At 36.6% G+C, this 13,231-nt stretch carries 14 protein-coding genes; 9 read left to right on the top strand and 5 right to left on the bottom strand.

What is annotated here, in order from left to right:
* Positions 1-237: 237 nt before the first annotated feature.
* A complete protein-coding gene (locus KD050_RS08520) occupies positions 238-1,038 on the bottom strand; it encodes a GNAT family N-acetyltransferase (RefSeq protein ID WP_211895742.1) in 801 nt (266 codons plus the stop codon).
* A gap of 158 nt (positions 1,039-1,196) precedes the next feature.
* The gene (gene hmpA / locus KD050_RS08515) at positions 1,197-2,384 is read right to left on the bottom strand and encodes an NO-inducible flavohemoprotein (RefSeq protein WP_211895741.1); all 1,188 of its coding nucleotides are present in this window, start codon (positions 2,382-2,384) and stop codon (positions 1,197-1,199) included.
* Between the two features lie 155 nt (positions 2,385-2,539).
* Between hmpA and KD050_RS08510 the strand changes: the two genes are divergently transcribed.
* The 3 genes from KD050_RS08510 to KD050_RS08500 all read left to right on the top strand — a co-directional run bounded on the left by KD050_RS08510 (position 2,540) and on the right by KD050_RS08500 (position 4,833).
* Complete coding sequence (locus tag KD050_RS08510) at positions 2,540-2,989, top strand: RrF2 family transcriptional regulator (RefSeq protein WP_211895740.1); 450 nt, start codon at positions 2,540-2,542, stop codon at positions 2,987-2,989.
* Between the two features lie 38 nt (positions 2,990-3,027).
* A complete protein-coding gene (locus tag KD050_RS08505) occupies positions 3,028-3,957 on the top strand; it encodes a manganese-dependent inorganic pyrophosphatase (protein WP_211895739.1) in 930 nt (309 codons plus the stop codon).
* A 240-nt stretch (positions 3,958-4,197) separates the two neighbouring features.
* On the top strand, positions 4,198-4,833 hold the full coding sequence (locus KD050_RS08500) for a DsbA family oxidoreductase (RefSeq protein WP_211895738.1): 636 nt from the start codon (positions 4,198-4,200) through the stop codon (positions 4,831-4,833).
* A 44-nt stretch (positions 4,834-4,877) separates the two neighbouring features.
* Here KD050_RS08500 and KD050_RS08495 read toward each other — a convergent pair whose 3' ends face one another.
* Entirely contained in the window at positions 4,878-5,231 is a 354-nt protein-coding gene (locus KD050_RS08495; RefSeq protein WP_211895737.1) for a DUF2500 domain-containing protein, read from the bottom strand.
* Positions 5,232-5,329: 98 nt separating this feature from the next.
* Between KD050_RS08495 and KD050_RS08490 the strand changes: the two genes are divergently transcribed.
* The 6 genes from KD050_RS08490 to KD050_RS08465 all read left to right on the top strand — a co-directional run bounded on the left by KD050_RS08490 (position 5,330) and on the right by KD050_RS08465 (position 11,464).
* The gene (locus KD050_RS08490) at positions 5,330-6,862 is read left to right on the top strand and encodes an FAD-dependent oxidoreductase (RefSeq protein WP_211895736.1); all 1,533 of its coding nucleotides are present in this window, start codon (positions 5,330-5,332) and stop codon (positions 6,860-6,862) included.
* Positions 6,852-7,013: a hypothetical protein gene (locus KD050_RS08485; RefSeq protein ID WP_211895735.1), complete on the top strand. Its 162-nt coding sequence runs from the start codon at positions 6,852-6,854 to the stop codon at positions 7,011-7,013. Before KD050_RS08490 ends, KD050_RS08485 begins: the two co-directional genes overlap by 11 nt.
* Complete coding sequence (locus KD050_RS08480; RefSeq protein ID WP_211895734.1) at positions 7,000-7,461, top strand: PadR family transcriptional regulator; 462 nt, start codon at positions 7,000-7,002, stop codon at positions 7,459-7,461. Before KD050_RS08485 ends, KD050_RS08480 begins: the two co-directional genes overlap by 14 nt.
* Before the next feature lie 13 nt (positions 7,462-7,474).
* The gene (locus tag KD050_RS08475; protein WP_211895733.1) at positions 7,475-9,217 is read left to right on the top strand and encodes an ABC transporter ATP-binding protein; all 1,743 of its coding nucleotides are present in this window, start codon (positions 7,475-7,477) and stop codon (positions 9,215-9,217) included.
* 118 nt (positions 9,218-9,335) lie between these two features.
* Positions 9,336-11,027: an ABC transporter ATP-binding protein gene (locus tag KD050_RS08470; protein WP_235753984.1), complete on the top strand. Its 1,692-nt coding sequence runs from the start codon at positions 9,336-9,338 to the stop codon at positions 11,025-11,027.
* Positions 11,028-11,158: 131 nt separating this feature from the next.
* The gene (locus KD050_RS08465; RefSeq protein ID WP_211895731.1) at positions 11,159-11,464 is read left to right on the top strand and encodes a DUF4288 domain-containing protein; all 306 of its coding nucleotides are present in this window, start codon (positions 11,159-11,161) and stop codon (positions 11,462-11,464) included.
* Between the two features lie 101 nt (positions 11,465-11,565).
* Here KD050_RS08465 and KD050_RS21380 read toward each other — a convergent pair whose 3' ends face one another.
* A complete protein-coding gene (locus KD050_RS21380; RefSeq protein WP_255553765.1) occupies positions 11,566-11,688 on the bottom strand; it encodes a hypothetical protein in 123 nt (40 codons plus the stop codon).
* The gene (locus tag KD050_RS08460; protein WP_211895730.1) at positions 11,685-12,971 is read right to left on the bottom strand and encodes a helix-turn-helix transcriptional regulator; all 1,287 of its coding nucleotides are present in this window, start codon (positions 12,969-12,971) and stop codon (positions 11,685-11,687) included. Before KD050_RS08460 ends, KD050_RS21380 begins: the two co-directional genes overlap by 4 nt.
* Positions 12,972-13,231: the final 260 nt, after the last annotated feature.

Here is a 13,231-nt window from a genome sequence, read left to right as displayed (position 1 = left end):
GGGCATTAACGGGCAGTTATCTACTGCCCGTTAATGCGGGACAAACGCCATAAGATTACCGAAAAAAGTGATATTGGTTGTGACGAACGTCTCAACCAATATCACTAAAAATTCACTCGGTAATAATATAACGAATCGTATGTCCGAAGCCCTTCGAAAACGAAGAAACAGGTTTTGACCTTAAGGGCAGGGCCTGTCTTTTTGCTTGGTATTTCTAAGAGGATGTTAAATCAGATTCTAAATCTGTTTTCCCATATAGTATTCATCTACGAATTGGTCATGAATAATTAATGCGTTTTTTCGTGTACCCTCTAATTCAAACCCAAGCTTCTTATACAGCTTTTGGGCATTGATGTTTTCTTTAATAACAGTAAGTTCCAGTTTAGAAATACCAGATCCTTTTGCCCACTTTTCTCCTTGAATCATTAGAGAAGAAGCAATTCCCTTTTTAGAAAAGGCTTGTTTAACCCCTATAACCACGGAAGCTCGATGTACAGCACGTGGAGCTGGACCTCCTATAAATTGTACATAGCCTGCATATTGACCGTTCATAATAGCTAAAAGCAAAATAGAGTTAGGTGAAGTTTTCCATGTATTCATGCTCTTGCGGATACTTTGAACTGTTAATTGTCTATCAGATTTTCCGAATAACATAAAATCTGTTTCTGCAAAAATGGTTTCCTGTAAGTTTATAAAAGGACGTGCATCCTCTAAATCTGCTTCACGAATAATAAGGATATCCTTATTGCTGTTATCATCGGATTTCCGTTCATCAGTCTCATGTAAAACACTATGAAAATGAATTGCTTTTCCAAGATCAACGCTCTTTACAGAATATCCAGAATCTGTCCATGCAAAATAATGGAGCGCAGGTGGCTTCGTTTTTTTCCACCAACTACTACTTAAATAAGCAGCATTAGGAAGAACATGCCCAATAATTGCTTCGATTTCAGCGTATGTTAATGTGATTTCTTTGTTAGTCGATTGTTTAAAAAAGTCGGCCAACGGAATATATTTGCTCTCAGAATTTTTGGGCATTAAACATTTTCACTCATTTCTACTCAAAGTATGAATTATATCCTAATTATAACATTATTGTTGATAAGTAAACAAAACTTAAAATCTATTCATAAGTAAAATTATTCCTAAATTGAAAAAGTGTTACTTCAAATAGAAGTAACACTTTTAAAAAAATATTAGGCCTTCACTAATTCTAATTGCATCGCTGGTCCGAAGAATTCGAAGTGAATATTTTCATTTGGAACTCCTAGCTCTAATAAGTGATTGATCATAGCTTCCATAAATCCTGCTGGACCACATACGTAAATATCGCCGTTTATATTAGCATGTTCTTTAAGAACATCTTTTGTGATAAAGCCATCCCCAGTTTCAGAGTAAAGCGATATATATTTTGCATCATCCATGTTTTCCATCAAAGAACGAATATCTTTATCGAATGGATGTAAGTTTTCATTACGGGCACTATAGATAAAGGATACAGAACGGCTCGGATTGTTTTTCGCAATCGTCTCGAACATACTCATCATTGGTGTGATTCCAACGCCACCACTTACGAATGTTACTGGTGTTGTTTTTAATGGATCTAAAATGAAATCTCCAGCTGGTGCAGTAAGCTCTACTTTGTCTCCAACATTCACATTATTGTGAAGGTAAACAGATACTTTACCTTCCGGATTATTTTCATCCTCTTTTTTAACAGAAATACGGAAAGATTCACTATCTGTTGCTTTTGATAAACTATATTGTCTGTTCATCAAATATTTTTCTCCAGGGATACTAACACGAATCGTGATAAATTGACCAGGCTCATAAGATGGTAATACAGAACCATCTGCAGGCTTCAAATAGAATGAAGTAATATTATCACTTTCTTTTACTTTGTCAGCAATAACGAAGTCTTTGAAGAATCTCCAACCACCTTGTTTAGATTCAGTTTCCGTATACATTTCTTCCTCTATACCGATAAACGCATCTGCGATTATTCCGTATGCCTCTGCCCATGCATTAATAATATCATCCGTTGCTGCATCACCAAGTACTTCTTTAATAGCACCAAGTAAGTGTTCTCCGACGATTGGATAATGTTCAGGCTTAATACCCAAACTTACATGTTTTTGCCCAATTTGTTTAACTACAGGAATGATTGCTGCAAGGTTATCGATATGAACAGCAGCAGCATAAACTGTGTTCGCTAAAGCAGTTTGTTGACGTCCCTTTGCTTGGTTTGCATGATTGAATATATTTAATAATTCTGGATGAGCTTCGAACATATTTTTGTAAAAAGCAGTGGTAATAGCTACACCGTGTACTTCTAAAACTGGTGCTGTAGATTTTACGATATCAATTGTTTGTTGGGATAACATTTATGAACACGTCCTTTTTATTTGATTACAAACACAATATACTCCTGTCCATATTTAAAAGCAATATTTAAAATACATCTTTAATAAATCAGACACATTTATACCACAATGTTGTCAAAATCGTTATAATGATATGGAAGAATGGCGGTGGCAATATGAGAATGACTATGTATACAGATTTCTCACTTCGCGTGTTAATATACCTTGGAGCGCAAGAAAAAGAAAAACTTTCTACAATTCAAGCTATATCGGATGCTTATGGTATATCGAAAAACCATCTGATGAAGGTAACCCATGAGCTTGGGAAACTTGGCTATATAGATACAGTTAGAGGAAGAGGTGGCGGCATCCGTTTAGCAATGGAGCCTGAAGCTATTAATATAGGACAAGTCGTACGACATACAGAAGACGACTTCCATCTTGTAGAATGCTTTGATTGTCAGTCGAATAGTTGTGCTATTACATCAGTTTGTGGATTACGTGGAGCGTTACGTTTAGCGCTTAATGCCTATCTACAGGTGTTAGACGGATATACACTGGCAGATTTTCTACATCAAAAGCATAAATTAGCGGATTTACTTTTCAATGACACACAGGATGTATGATAAAATATAGTCGGAAATAGATTTTAGGAGGATTATTCATGGAAAAAGTACTCGTTTTTGGACATAAAAACCCTGATACAGACACAATTACATCTGCTATCGTTTATGCACACTTAAAAAATCAGATTGGTGTGAAAGCAGAAGCGGTTCGTTTAGGCGATTTAAATAATGAAACAAAGTTTGCATTAGAAAAATTCGGCATAGAAGCACCGAGATTAATAGAAAACGTCTCAACAGAAGCAAAAAAAGTTATTTTAGTTGATCACAATGAAAAACAACAAAGCGCAGATGGTATCGAAGAAGTTCAAGTAACTGAAGTAATCGATCACCACCGTATTGCAAACTTTGAAACAGCCGATCCACTATACTATCGTGCAGAGCCAGTAGGTTGTACAGCAACTATTATAAATAAAATCTATAAAGAAAAAGGCGTAGAAGTACCTGCAAATATTGCTGGATTAATGCTCTCTGCAATTGTTTCAGATACATTATTATTCAAATCACCTACTTGCACAGAGGAAGATATAACAGCTGCAAGAGAGTTAGAGAAAATTGCTGGAGTTAATGTAGAAGAGTACGGGCTTGCAATGCTAAAAGCAGGAGCAGACTTAAGTGATAAGAGCTTAGAGGACCTACTTACGCTAGATGCGAAAGAGTTTGGTATGGGTGAATCTAAGGTAGTCATTGCGCAAGTAAACGCAGTAGATGTCAACGATGTGATGAATCGTCAAGTGGAACTAGAAGAGTTAATCACTCGTGAAATCCAAGAAAAAGAATTGGATCTATTCTTCTTTGTCGTAACAGATATCCTAAACAACGATTCTGTAGCATTAGCTCTTGGAAAACTAGCATTAAAAGCAGAAGCTGCATTCAGCGTGAAATTTGAAAACAATACTGCCCTTCTAAAAGGTGTAGTATCTCGTAAAAAACAAGTTGTACCAGCCTTAACAGAAGCATTAACTGAATAAGAAATACCAAAAAACGGTGCAATTTGCATCGTTTTTTTTATATCATGCAGTAAACGCACAATCCTCTAAAATTCACACTCTTGGTAGTGGGATAATCTCTAAAAGCATTTACTTGGTTTGACATGTTGTTTACTTTCGCTCAAAGGGTATTTACTTGCAAAAAAAGATAATTATACAGCAAGCAGTAATTTTGAATTCAAGATTTGTTCCTATTACAATGTAGAAGAGGTGATGATGAAAATGAAAATTGAAGTTTGGTCCGATTTCGTATGTCCTTTTTGTTATATTGGAAAAAGAAGATTAGAAGAAGCATTAGAACAAACTGGTTTTACTTCACAAGCACAAGTAGAATTTAAAAGCTTTGAATTAGACCCAAATACACCAAAGCAATCAAATAAAACCATGTACGAGGTGCTAGCAGAAAAATACGGCTCTACGGTGGAAGCTGCGAAAACGATGACAGCTGGTGTAGTAGAACAGGCGAAAACAGTTGGGCTAGATTATAATTTTGATGCAATGAAGCCTGCTAACACATTAGATGCACATCGATTAGTAAAATGGGCATCTGCACAAGGTAAAGCAAAAGAGGCAAATGAGTTATTATTGCATGCTTACTTTATCGAAGGGAAAGAAATTGGAAATAATGATGTACTGCTTGATCTGATCGAATCACTTGACCTATCAAGGGAAGAAGCAGAAAAAGTCTTAAACTCCAAAGAGTATTTAGCAGATGTACGTATAGACATCGCTAAAGCAGGACAAATCGGAGTCCGTGGAGTACCTTTCTTTGTTATAAACGACAAATATGCTATTTCAGGAGCTCAACCAACAGAAACATTCGTTGGTGCGCTACAAAAAGTGGCTGAAGAAGGATAACAAAAATAAAAAGAACGTGCAGCTCAAATTGAACCTGCACGTTTTTATTTTCTTTCAAATGAGTGATATCTTGTACCCTGGAAAGTCAGTACACCTAAATCATCCTCTGCTAGCATTCCATAATCTGAGCCACTAAGACACAATTCCAAACGATCGCCACTATCAAATTGAAAAGTAACATAGTAGTAAGTCGATGCTGAGCTATCGCCCGCACCACCGCTCGTTTTAGAGCGTTTAGTCACAACCTGTGCAGGCACAGATAACTTAGGTGAGTTATTGTTCTTACTCCACTGCGTTAAACCCTTAATAATAGTGAAAATAATAAGCCCAAAAATTAATAAAAATACTACCACAAAAAATATAGGCATCCCTGCAACGAAGAACCCAAAAGTATCCATGCTCATTCCCCTAACTAAAAACTGTTTTTCTGTTATACGCAAAATATTGAATAAAGTTTCATCAATAGATAGACACTGTAGAAAAAGGAGGAAATACATTGTCAGATCAAATTTTACCTAAGGAATCTAAATCTTACTGGAGAGCAACTAATGACCTTCCACTATTCCCTAAAATAAACGATAATATCGAAACGGATATTGTCATTGTCGGTGCTGGCCTCACAGGAATTACCGCAGCATATTTGCTGAGTAGTAGCGGTCGAAAGGTGACAGTGGTGGAGGGTAGTCGGATATTGGAAGGAACTACGGGATTCACAACTGCCAAGGTGACAGCCCAGCATGGTCCCATCTATCAGCAACTAATTACTACCTTTGGAGAAGAACAGGCACGGTTATACTATGATGCAAATACAGAAGCCAAAGAGTTTATCAAACAAACAATTGAACAATTGGGCATACACTGTGACTATGAAACGATGCCCGCCTATATTTATGCAGATACCGAGGTTGGTATAGAAAAAGTGGAAAAGGAAATGGAAGCTTACAATACTCTTGGCATAGAAGGAGCAGCCCTGACGAAGGATACGGGACTACCTTATACAGTGAAGCAAGCACTTAAACTAGAGGGGCAAGGTCAGTTCCATCCGATAAAATACGCAAAGGCATTAATGGAAAAAGCAATTGAAAATGGTGTGGAATTTTTTGAAGAGTCTCGTGCAAAGACGGTTAAGTCTAATACAGTAGAATTGATGGAGGGTCAGCTAATACGTGCAAACAAAGTATTGGTATGCAGTCATTTCCCATTTAATGATGGAGATGGATTATACTTTGCGCGAATGCATTCAGAACGTTCCTATGCACTAGCTTCTATCGCACCGACTAATTATCCAAAAGGTATGTATATAAATGTAGAGAAACCGACAAGATCTGTACGAACTGCATTAGGCAATGATGGAAAAAGGTATTTGATGATTGGTGGAGAAGGTCATGTAACTGGCCGTTTCGAAGGCGATACAAATGAAAATTACGAAACCCTCGCAGCTTTTGGTCGAGAACAGTTTAAAGTGAAAAATTATGATTATCGCTGGTCTGCTCAGGATTTAGTCACTTTAGATCAGCTACCATATGTCGGTGCGATGACAGCAGGAAAGTCAGATGTATTAGTAGCAACGGGATATGCAAAATGGGGAATGACCAACAGTACTGTTGCCGCAAGAATCATGGCTGATCTTGTATTGGAAAGGGAAAACCGCTATATAGAACTTTATAACCCAGCCCGCTCTAAACTGAAAAAAGAAGATATAACAAGCTTCGCAAAGACCAATGCAAGTGTTGCAAAGGAACTAGTTAAAGGGAAAACAGAACTGGTAGATTTGAAGCTAGAGGATATACAATCCGGTAGTGGAGATATAATAATGATGGATGGTAAAAAGGTAGGGGCTTATAAGGACGACCAAGGAAAAGTATACCTTGTTAAACCTGCTTGTTCACATATGGGCTGTAATGTTTCTTTTAACAATGCGGAAAGTTCATGGGATTGTCCATGTCATGGTTCAAGATTTAGTTATAAGGGAGACGTACTAGAAGGCCCAGCATTTGAACCATTAGAAAAAGTTGAATATGTCGACTGATAGTAATTGGAATATACGATTCCATAATAGTTTGATCACAGAGGAGTTACCTAAATTATATTGGGTAACTCCTTTACTATTGTTTTTAATCGATATATCGATTAATATTATCGATATAAGTGAAGGAGTTGGTTTACATGAAAAAGCGTAGAGGATTTGTTCAAATGGCAATCTTGCATCTATTGGAGGAAGCATCGATGCATGGATACCAAATAATGAAACAATTAGAAATTAGGTCGGGAGGACATTATTCAGCCAGTGCGGGAACAGTATACCCGGCACTTCAAGAATTGCTAGAGCAGGAAATGATAGAACTCGAACCTTCATCCGATAAAAAGACTTATTGCATTCAAGAAAAGGGGAAAAGTCGCTTGCAGGAGTTTGCAAACCGTAAAGAGGGAGCATTTTGGAGCAACTGGGAGGCTCGGTGGATCTGGCAAAACTCTGAAGAAGCTATTCGTTTAAAAGAGACAATCGATTTGTGGGAGGCGGAGCTTAGAAAGGCGATAAAGCAAAGCCGGAGCACTCCCGAGAATTCGCCAAAACTTATTGCGTTTATGAAAGAAATAACAGAACGATTACAGACAGAGGACTATTAGGGAGTGAGATTTTATGAAATCCTTTAGGAAATTACTTCCTTATGTTAAACCATATATGCTTTTTGCTATTTTAGCACCAATTTTTATGTGTATTGAAGTGGCGATGGATTTATTATCCCCGACAATCATGCAACATATTATTGATGATGGTATTGCTAATGATGATACAGCTTATGTCGTGAAATTAGGTGTTCTAATGCTTGTAACAGCAGTCATTGGGCTGATAGGTGGAGCAGGATGTACGATATATAGTACTAGAGCTGCAGTAAATTTTGCTGCTGATATTCGAAGAGATGTATTCAAAATGACAGAGAAGTTTTCAAGTAAAAATATGGACAATATTGGTGTGGGAAAATTAATAACGATTGTGACAAATGACATCACTGCTGTCCAACAGGCACTTATGATGACACTTCGAGTTTTTGTAAGGGGACCGCTGTTATTTATAGGAGCAGTTGCGATTGTTTGGTTTACAGCTAGAGAGTTATTTCCTGTGCTATTGGTTGTTATTCCTATCTTAATGGTTTTAATCTACTTTTTCTCTTATAAAACAGGTAAATTATTTGCGAGAGTACAAAAAGCTATGGACAAAGTGAATACGAAGCTTCAAGAAACGTTTGCAGGTATACGTGTGATTAAAGCATTTGATAGACAAGATTATGAGATAAAAGCATTTAAACGTGTAAATGAAGAGTTAACGAAACGTAATATGTCGGCAGAACAGGTGATTCTTACACTAATGCCCGTTATGCTATTTATCGTTAATATTGGAGTAGTAATTGGAATGTGGATGGGTGCCATCAAAGTAAATGAGGGAACACTACAGGTCGGTGTTATTTTAGCGTTCATCAACTATTTAACTATTATTATGAACGGATTGGTATCGAGTAGTCATGTATTAATGCAAATTACGAAATCGTTCACTTCTGCTGGTCGAATTCAACAAGTTTTGGAAACAAAAATTGATATAACTGATCCTGTAAACCCTGTATCGGAGAATGATATCAAGGGCGAGGTAGAGTTTAAATCGGTCTACTTTAGCTATAGTAAAAATGGAGAATATGTATTAAAGGATATTTCCTTTCATGTGAATAGTGGAGAAACGATTGGAATTATAGGACCAACAGGAAGTGGGAAGTCAACGCTTATCAAACTTCTCCCTCGATTGTATGACCCTGATTTAGGAGAGGTATTGATCAACGGGATAAATATAAAAGAGTATTCTATTGAGAAGTTACGAGGGTTAATTGGGTTTGTACCGCAGAATGCAACGTTATTTGCAGGATCAATAGAGGAGAATATACGCTTTGGAAAAGAAGAAGCGACCTTAGAAGAGATGAAAAAAGCGACAAACTCAGCAGCGGCAAGTGAGTTTATAGAAAAATTAGAAGACCAGTTTGCGCATGAGCTTATGCAAGGGGCAACCAATTTGTCAGGAGGACAAAAACAACGATTATCCATGAGCCGGGCATTCATACGCCAGCCGAATATATTAGTTTTAGATGATTCAACTTCAGCAATAGATGCAATATCTGAAGTTCAGGTACAACAAGCACTTGGACAGTATCTATCGGATACAACTGTATTCATCGTATCATCCAAAGTCTCTTCCATTATAAATGCTGACCGAATTCTTGTAATGGAAGATGGAATGATTGTAGCAAGTGGTACACATGAAGAGCTGCTTGTAGCGAGTGAGGTTTATTGTAGTATTTATGCAACGCAAAGTGGAAAGGGGGTCCTTTCCTATGAGTAAAGCTCCAGCTCAACCAGCCTCTAATGCAATAGGTCGTGCAAGAGGCCCAAGAGGATTTGGTGGACCGGTAGAGAAAGCAAAAGATAAAAAGGGTACGATAAAACGAATCTGGCGATATATGGAGAAACAAAAAATTGCTATTGTTGTTTCAATTATATTGGTTGTAATTTCTACTTTATTAAACTTGTTGGTTCCTTATATGATTGGTGTCACCATTGATGAGTATATAATTCCAAAGGATATGGACGGAACACTACGTTTCTTAGTAATATTAGCAATTGTGTACACGGCAGCTGCTATGTTTACTTGGCTACAGAACTTTTTAATGGTTCGAGTGTCTTTGAAAACAATTAGGTCACTACGCCAGGATTTATATGAAAAGTTTCAAACTCTGTCATTGCGGTTTTTCGATAAACGTACGCATGGAGACCTTATGAGTCGCGTTACGAATGATATTGAAAGTTTGAATAACGCATTAAGTCAAAGTGTGATTCAAATTATTTCTACTATAATGATGGTGACAGGTGTAACGATAGCGATGTTTATGCTTAACTGGGTGTTGGCTATAGTGTCACTGTTAGTGGTTCCATTAGTTATTTTCACAACGAAAAAGATAATCACCTATAGTAGTAGCAACTTCATCAAAAGACAACGTGATTTAGGTGAGCTAAATGGTTTTATAGAAGAAGCCATTTCAGGAAATGAAGTAATTACCCTTTTTGGGCAAGAAGAAAAGAATTTCAACAAGTTCTCGATAGTTAATGAACGACTTCGTCACTCAGCAACTGCTGCTGATACTGTATCGGGATTTCTAGGACCTATCAACAACTTTATCAACAATTTAGGTCTTGCTTTAATTATTGGAATTGGGGCAGTGATGACAGTACAAGAATTGGCGACAGTCGGTATAATTGCAGCATTTGTTAATTATTCAAGACAATTCTTTAGACCAATTAATCAGCTTTCAACTTTATTGAATACCTTTCAGTCTGCTATAGCAGGAGCTGAGCGAGTATTTGAAATTATGGATGAAGCTCCGGATCTTCAAAACCAGGAGAACGCACTTACAATAGATACTTTAAAAGGGGACGTTACATTTTCCGAAGTTCACTTTTCTTATGATACTGGAAAACCGATTTTGAAGAATATTAGCTTCGAGGCTAGAGCAGGAGAAAAGATTGCTTTAGTAGGTCCAACAGGATCGGGGAAAACTACAATTATTAATTTGCTTATGCGTTTTTATGAATTAGACTCTGGAAACATCAAAATCGATGGGAGGTCCATCAGTGAATATCAAATAAGTAAGCTTCGTGAAAAAATTGGTATTGTTTTACAAGATACCTTTCTGTTTTCAGGCTCCATTTTAGAAAATATTCGCTACGGTAGACTGGAGGCAACTGATGAGGAAGTAATAGAAGCTGCTAAACTGGCATCTGCTCATCGGTTTATCAAGCATTTACCTGATAAGTATGACACGCAGATTGCTGGGAATGGGTCTAATTTAAGTCAAGGACAGCGCCAATTATTAGCGATTGCTCGTGCCATTTTAGCAGATTCAGATATACTAATCCTAGATGAAGCAACTTCAAGCATCGATACGAAAACGGAGATAGATATTCAGCAAGGGCTCAATAGACTTTCTGAAGGACGTACTAGTTTTGTCATAGCCCATCGTTTAAAAACGATTGAAAACGCAGATAAAATCTTAGTCATTCACCATGGTGAATTAATCGAGGTTGGAACACATGCAGAGCTACTGAAACAAAAAGGTTTCTACTCCGAGCTATATGAAAGTCAGTTTAATATATAAACTAACAAAAACGATGAAAGTAAGAACAAAAAATGTGGTTTAAGTGCATATTTCCTGCGACACTTTCACACATGAAATATATAGCATTCCAAGTGCTCACATAATAGAGTTATAAGTAAGAGGTGAGCACAATGTATAAAATTTTTTCAGTTAAATTATTGTTTGAACACATTTCGTTATCCAAAACCGTGTCTAACAAAATCTATGAAGAGACCATTAATATCATACGCGCTGCAAAAATAGAGGATGTTGATCCACTAGTAAAGGCACATTATAAAGATATCACCTATAAAAACATTTTTGGAGAAGAAACGACGATAAAGCTCGTAATGATTCTCGACGTCTTTGAGCTTGTCGACAATATTGAGGAAACCTTGGAATTTGTAGAGGTATACAGCCAGCATATTATTGTGGATGAAGAAGTGGCGGTTGAATAAGAGTTCCTAAAGCTAATAGTATTTAATATATTTAACAGATAAAACGAGTCCATCTTTTGAGGAGGACTCGTTTTTATGTTTCACTAAATCTGATTTTCAGTTTAGATAAATTCGCCAACAGAAGTGATTTTTGGCTTGTCATCTTCTGCAAGATGGTTTGAACTTAAAAGCGGTAGTGCGAATAGAACGAAACAAAGTAGAACCCCAAATACAACTTTTTTCATGACAATTCCTCCCAACTAGATACTTTTGATAGCTTCAAATGAAAATGAAAACCTAAATCGTAGTAAATTGACGCTTGCTTATATTGTTTAGTTTCAGCTAATCGCTTAGCTAAAACGTGGCAATAAATCATACAGTTTTTATAGTCCTGCTTACCACCGAAATAATCCAAAGCTTTCTTGAAAATAGCGATAGTCTCTTGTTTCTCCAGTAATATCGCTCCATATACGGAGAAGTGGTTTGTATAAAGTTCCTTTTTGCTATTAGATAGATGCTCAGAAATCTCTAGACCCTTTTGCAACCATACTAATGCATTCTGTAAATCACCATTTTTGTGATATTCCTTCAAGATAGATAAAATAGTCACAACTTTATCATTAGGGCCATGCTTTGCATCTAAACTATAAAAAAAGTGCTGCAATGCTTGATGAGAGTCTTTTTGTAGCGAGTAACAAGAGCCTAAATTATGCTCAATCATGCCATTGAACTCAGAGGATTCTATTTTTGAATTGATATCTCTCGCCCTTTCAAAAGTAGCGAGGGCTTCCTTTAAGAGACCGGTATTCTTTTGTGCAATCCCAAGGATTATTAAACACTCAAGTGATCGTTCGATTAAAATCTCTTGATTGAAATAGGAAATGGCTTCCTTTACATAATCGATAGCTAGAATGTAGCGAGATTCAGATAAAAGAGATAACCCAGATATGTAATATAGTTCTGCCATCTCCCAGTCTTCCATTCGAAAGCCTTTTATCAATTGAAAAACTTCTTTAAAAATATGAGAGGCTTGGCTAAACTGATTATCTTGATATGCGGTAATACCTTGAATTGTGTAGAGATAAAACAACTGTTCAATCGACATTTCTTTTTTGAATTCTTCTAAAATGTAGACATTACTTTTCATATCCCATGCTTCAGGTAACATAAGCATCAAGCGAGCTTCTAATAAAAGGAGCGTTAGTCTTTCTTCCTCTAGCGGATGTTCCACGATATAAAGATGAATTTCAGAAAAAAGCTCTTTAGCCAACTTTTTATCTCGAGAATTTAGTACTTGCTTGAACTGTAATTTAAACTGAACAATCTTTTTTTCATTTTGATTGCTATTCAACGAGTCTAAAGAAATATTTAATCTCATCAGAATATGATGTTTTATGTCTTCACTTGGAATGACTAATCCGTTTTCAATTCTGCTCAAGTAAGAAGGGACACAAATACCAATAGCCAATGCCTCTTGCTTTATATTCTGTCTCTGTCGCTCTAACTTGATCAATTGTCCTAGGTTCATCTAATCTACACCCCCTCCTAAGCCAATGAAAAGGAAAACAAATCCAATTATATAAATAAGATACCATATTCTAGTAAGAAAAACATAGAAAGCATTCATTATGAAAGTAATGATGGAAAAGCACTAAAATACAACACTATTTCAGTGTAACTTTCTTAGTTTAGCAATGACGCAACGAAAAAATGACAAGTTGCCAGGGTTTTAGTTTTGGGCAATTTTCTCGGAGTTACTAGTGTATACAAGTCTGATCGTTCTTTCAT

The sequence above is a fragment of the Psychrobacillus sp. INOP01 genome (assembly GCF_018140925.1).
Taxonomy (GTDB): domain Bacteria; phylum Bacillota; class Bacilli; order Bacillales_A; family Planococcaceae; genus Psychrobacillus.
The sequence above is the reverse complement of the archived record's forward strand: the minus strand, read 5'-3'. Positions and strand labels throughout refer to the sequence as shown.

Bases quoted from the DNA above. Each gene is read 5' to 3' on its own strand.
- KD050_RS08480 (WP_211895734.1), top strand. From the start codon at position 7,000: ATGAAAAAGCGTAGAGGATTTGTTCAAATGGCAATCTTGCATCTATTG.
- KD050_RS08470 (WP_235753984.1), top strand. From the start codon at position 9,336: ATGGAGAAACAAAAAATTGCTATTGTTGTTTCAATTATATTGGTTGTA.
- KD050_RS08500 (WP_211895738.1), top strand. From the start codon at position 4,198: ATGAAAATTGAAGTTTGGTCCGATTTCGTATGTCCTTTTTGTTATATT.
- KD050_RS08485 (WP_211895735.1), top strand. From the start codon at position 6,852: ATGTCGACTGATAGTAATTGGAATATACGATTCCATAATAGTTTGATC.
- KD050_RS08460 (WP_211895730.1), bottom strand. From the start codon at position 12,971: ATGAACCTAGGACAATTGATCAAGTTAGAGCGACAGAGACAGAATATA.
- KD050_RS08520 (WP_211895742.1), bottom strand. From the start codon at position 1,038: ATGCCCAAAAATTCTGAGAGCAAATATATTCCGTTGGCCGACTTTTTT.
- KD050_RS08475 (WP_211895733.1), top strand. From the start codon at position 7,475: ATGAAATCCTTTAGGAAATTACTTCCTTATGTTAAACCATATATGCTT.
- KD050_RS08495 (WP_211895737.1), bottom strand. From the start codon at position 5,231: ATGGATACTTTTGGGTTCTTCGTTGCAGGGATGCCTATATTTTTTGTG.
- KD050_RS08505 (WP_211895739.1), top strand. From the start codon at position 3,028: ATGGAAAAAGTACTCGTTTTTGGACATAAAAACCCTGATACAGACACA.
- hmpA (WP_211895741.1), bottom strand. From the start codon at position 2,384: ATGTTATCCCAACAAACAATTGATATCGTAAAATCTACAGCACCAGTT.
- KD050_RS08465 (WP_211895731.1), top strand. From the start codon at position 11,159: ATGTATAAAATTTTTTCAGTTAAATTATTGTTTGAACACATTTCGTTA.
- KD050_RS21380 (WP_255553765.1), bottom strand. From the start codon at position 11,688: ATGAAAAAAGTTGTATTTGGGGTTCTACTTTGTTTCGTTCTATTCGCA.
- KD050_RS08510 (WP_211895740.1), top strand. From the start codon at position 2,540: ATGAGAATGACTATGTATACAGATTTCTCACTTCGCGTGTTAATATAC.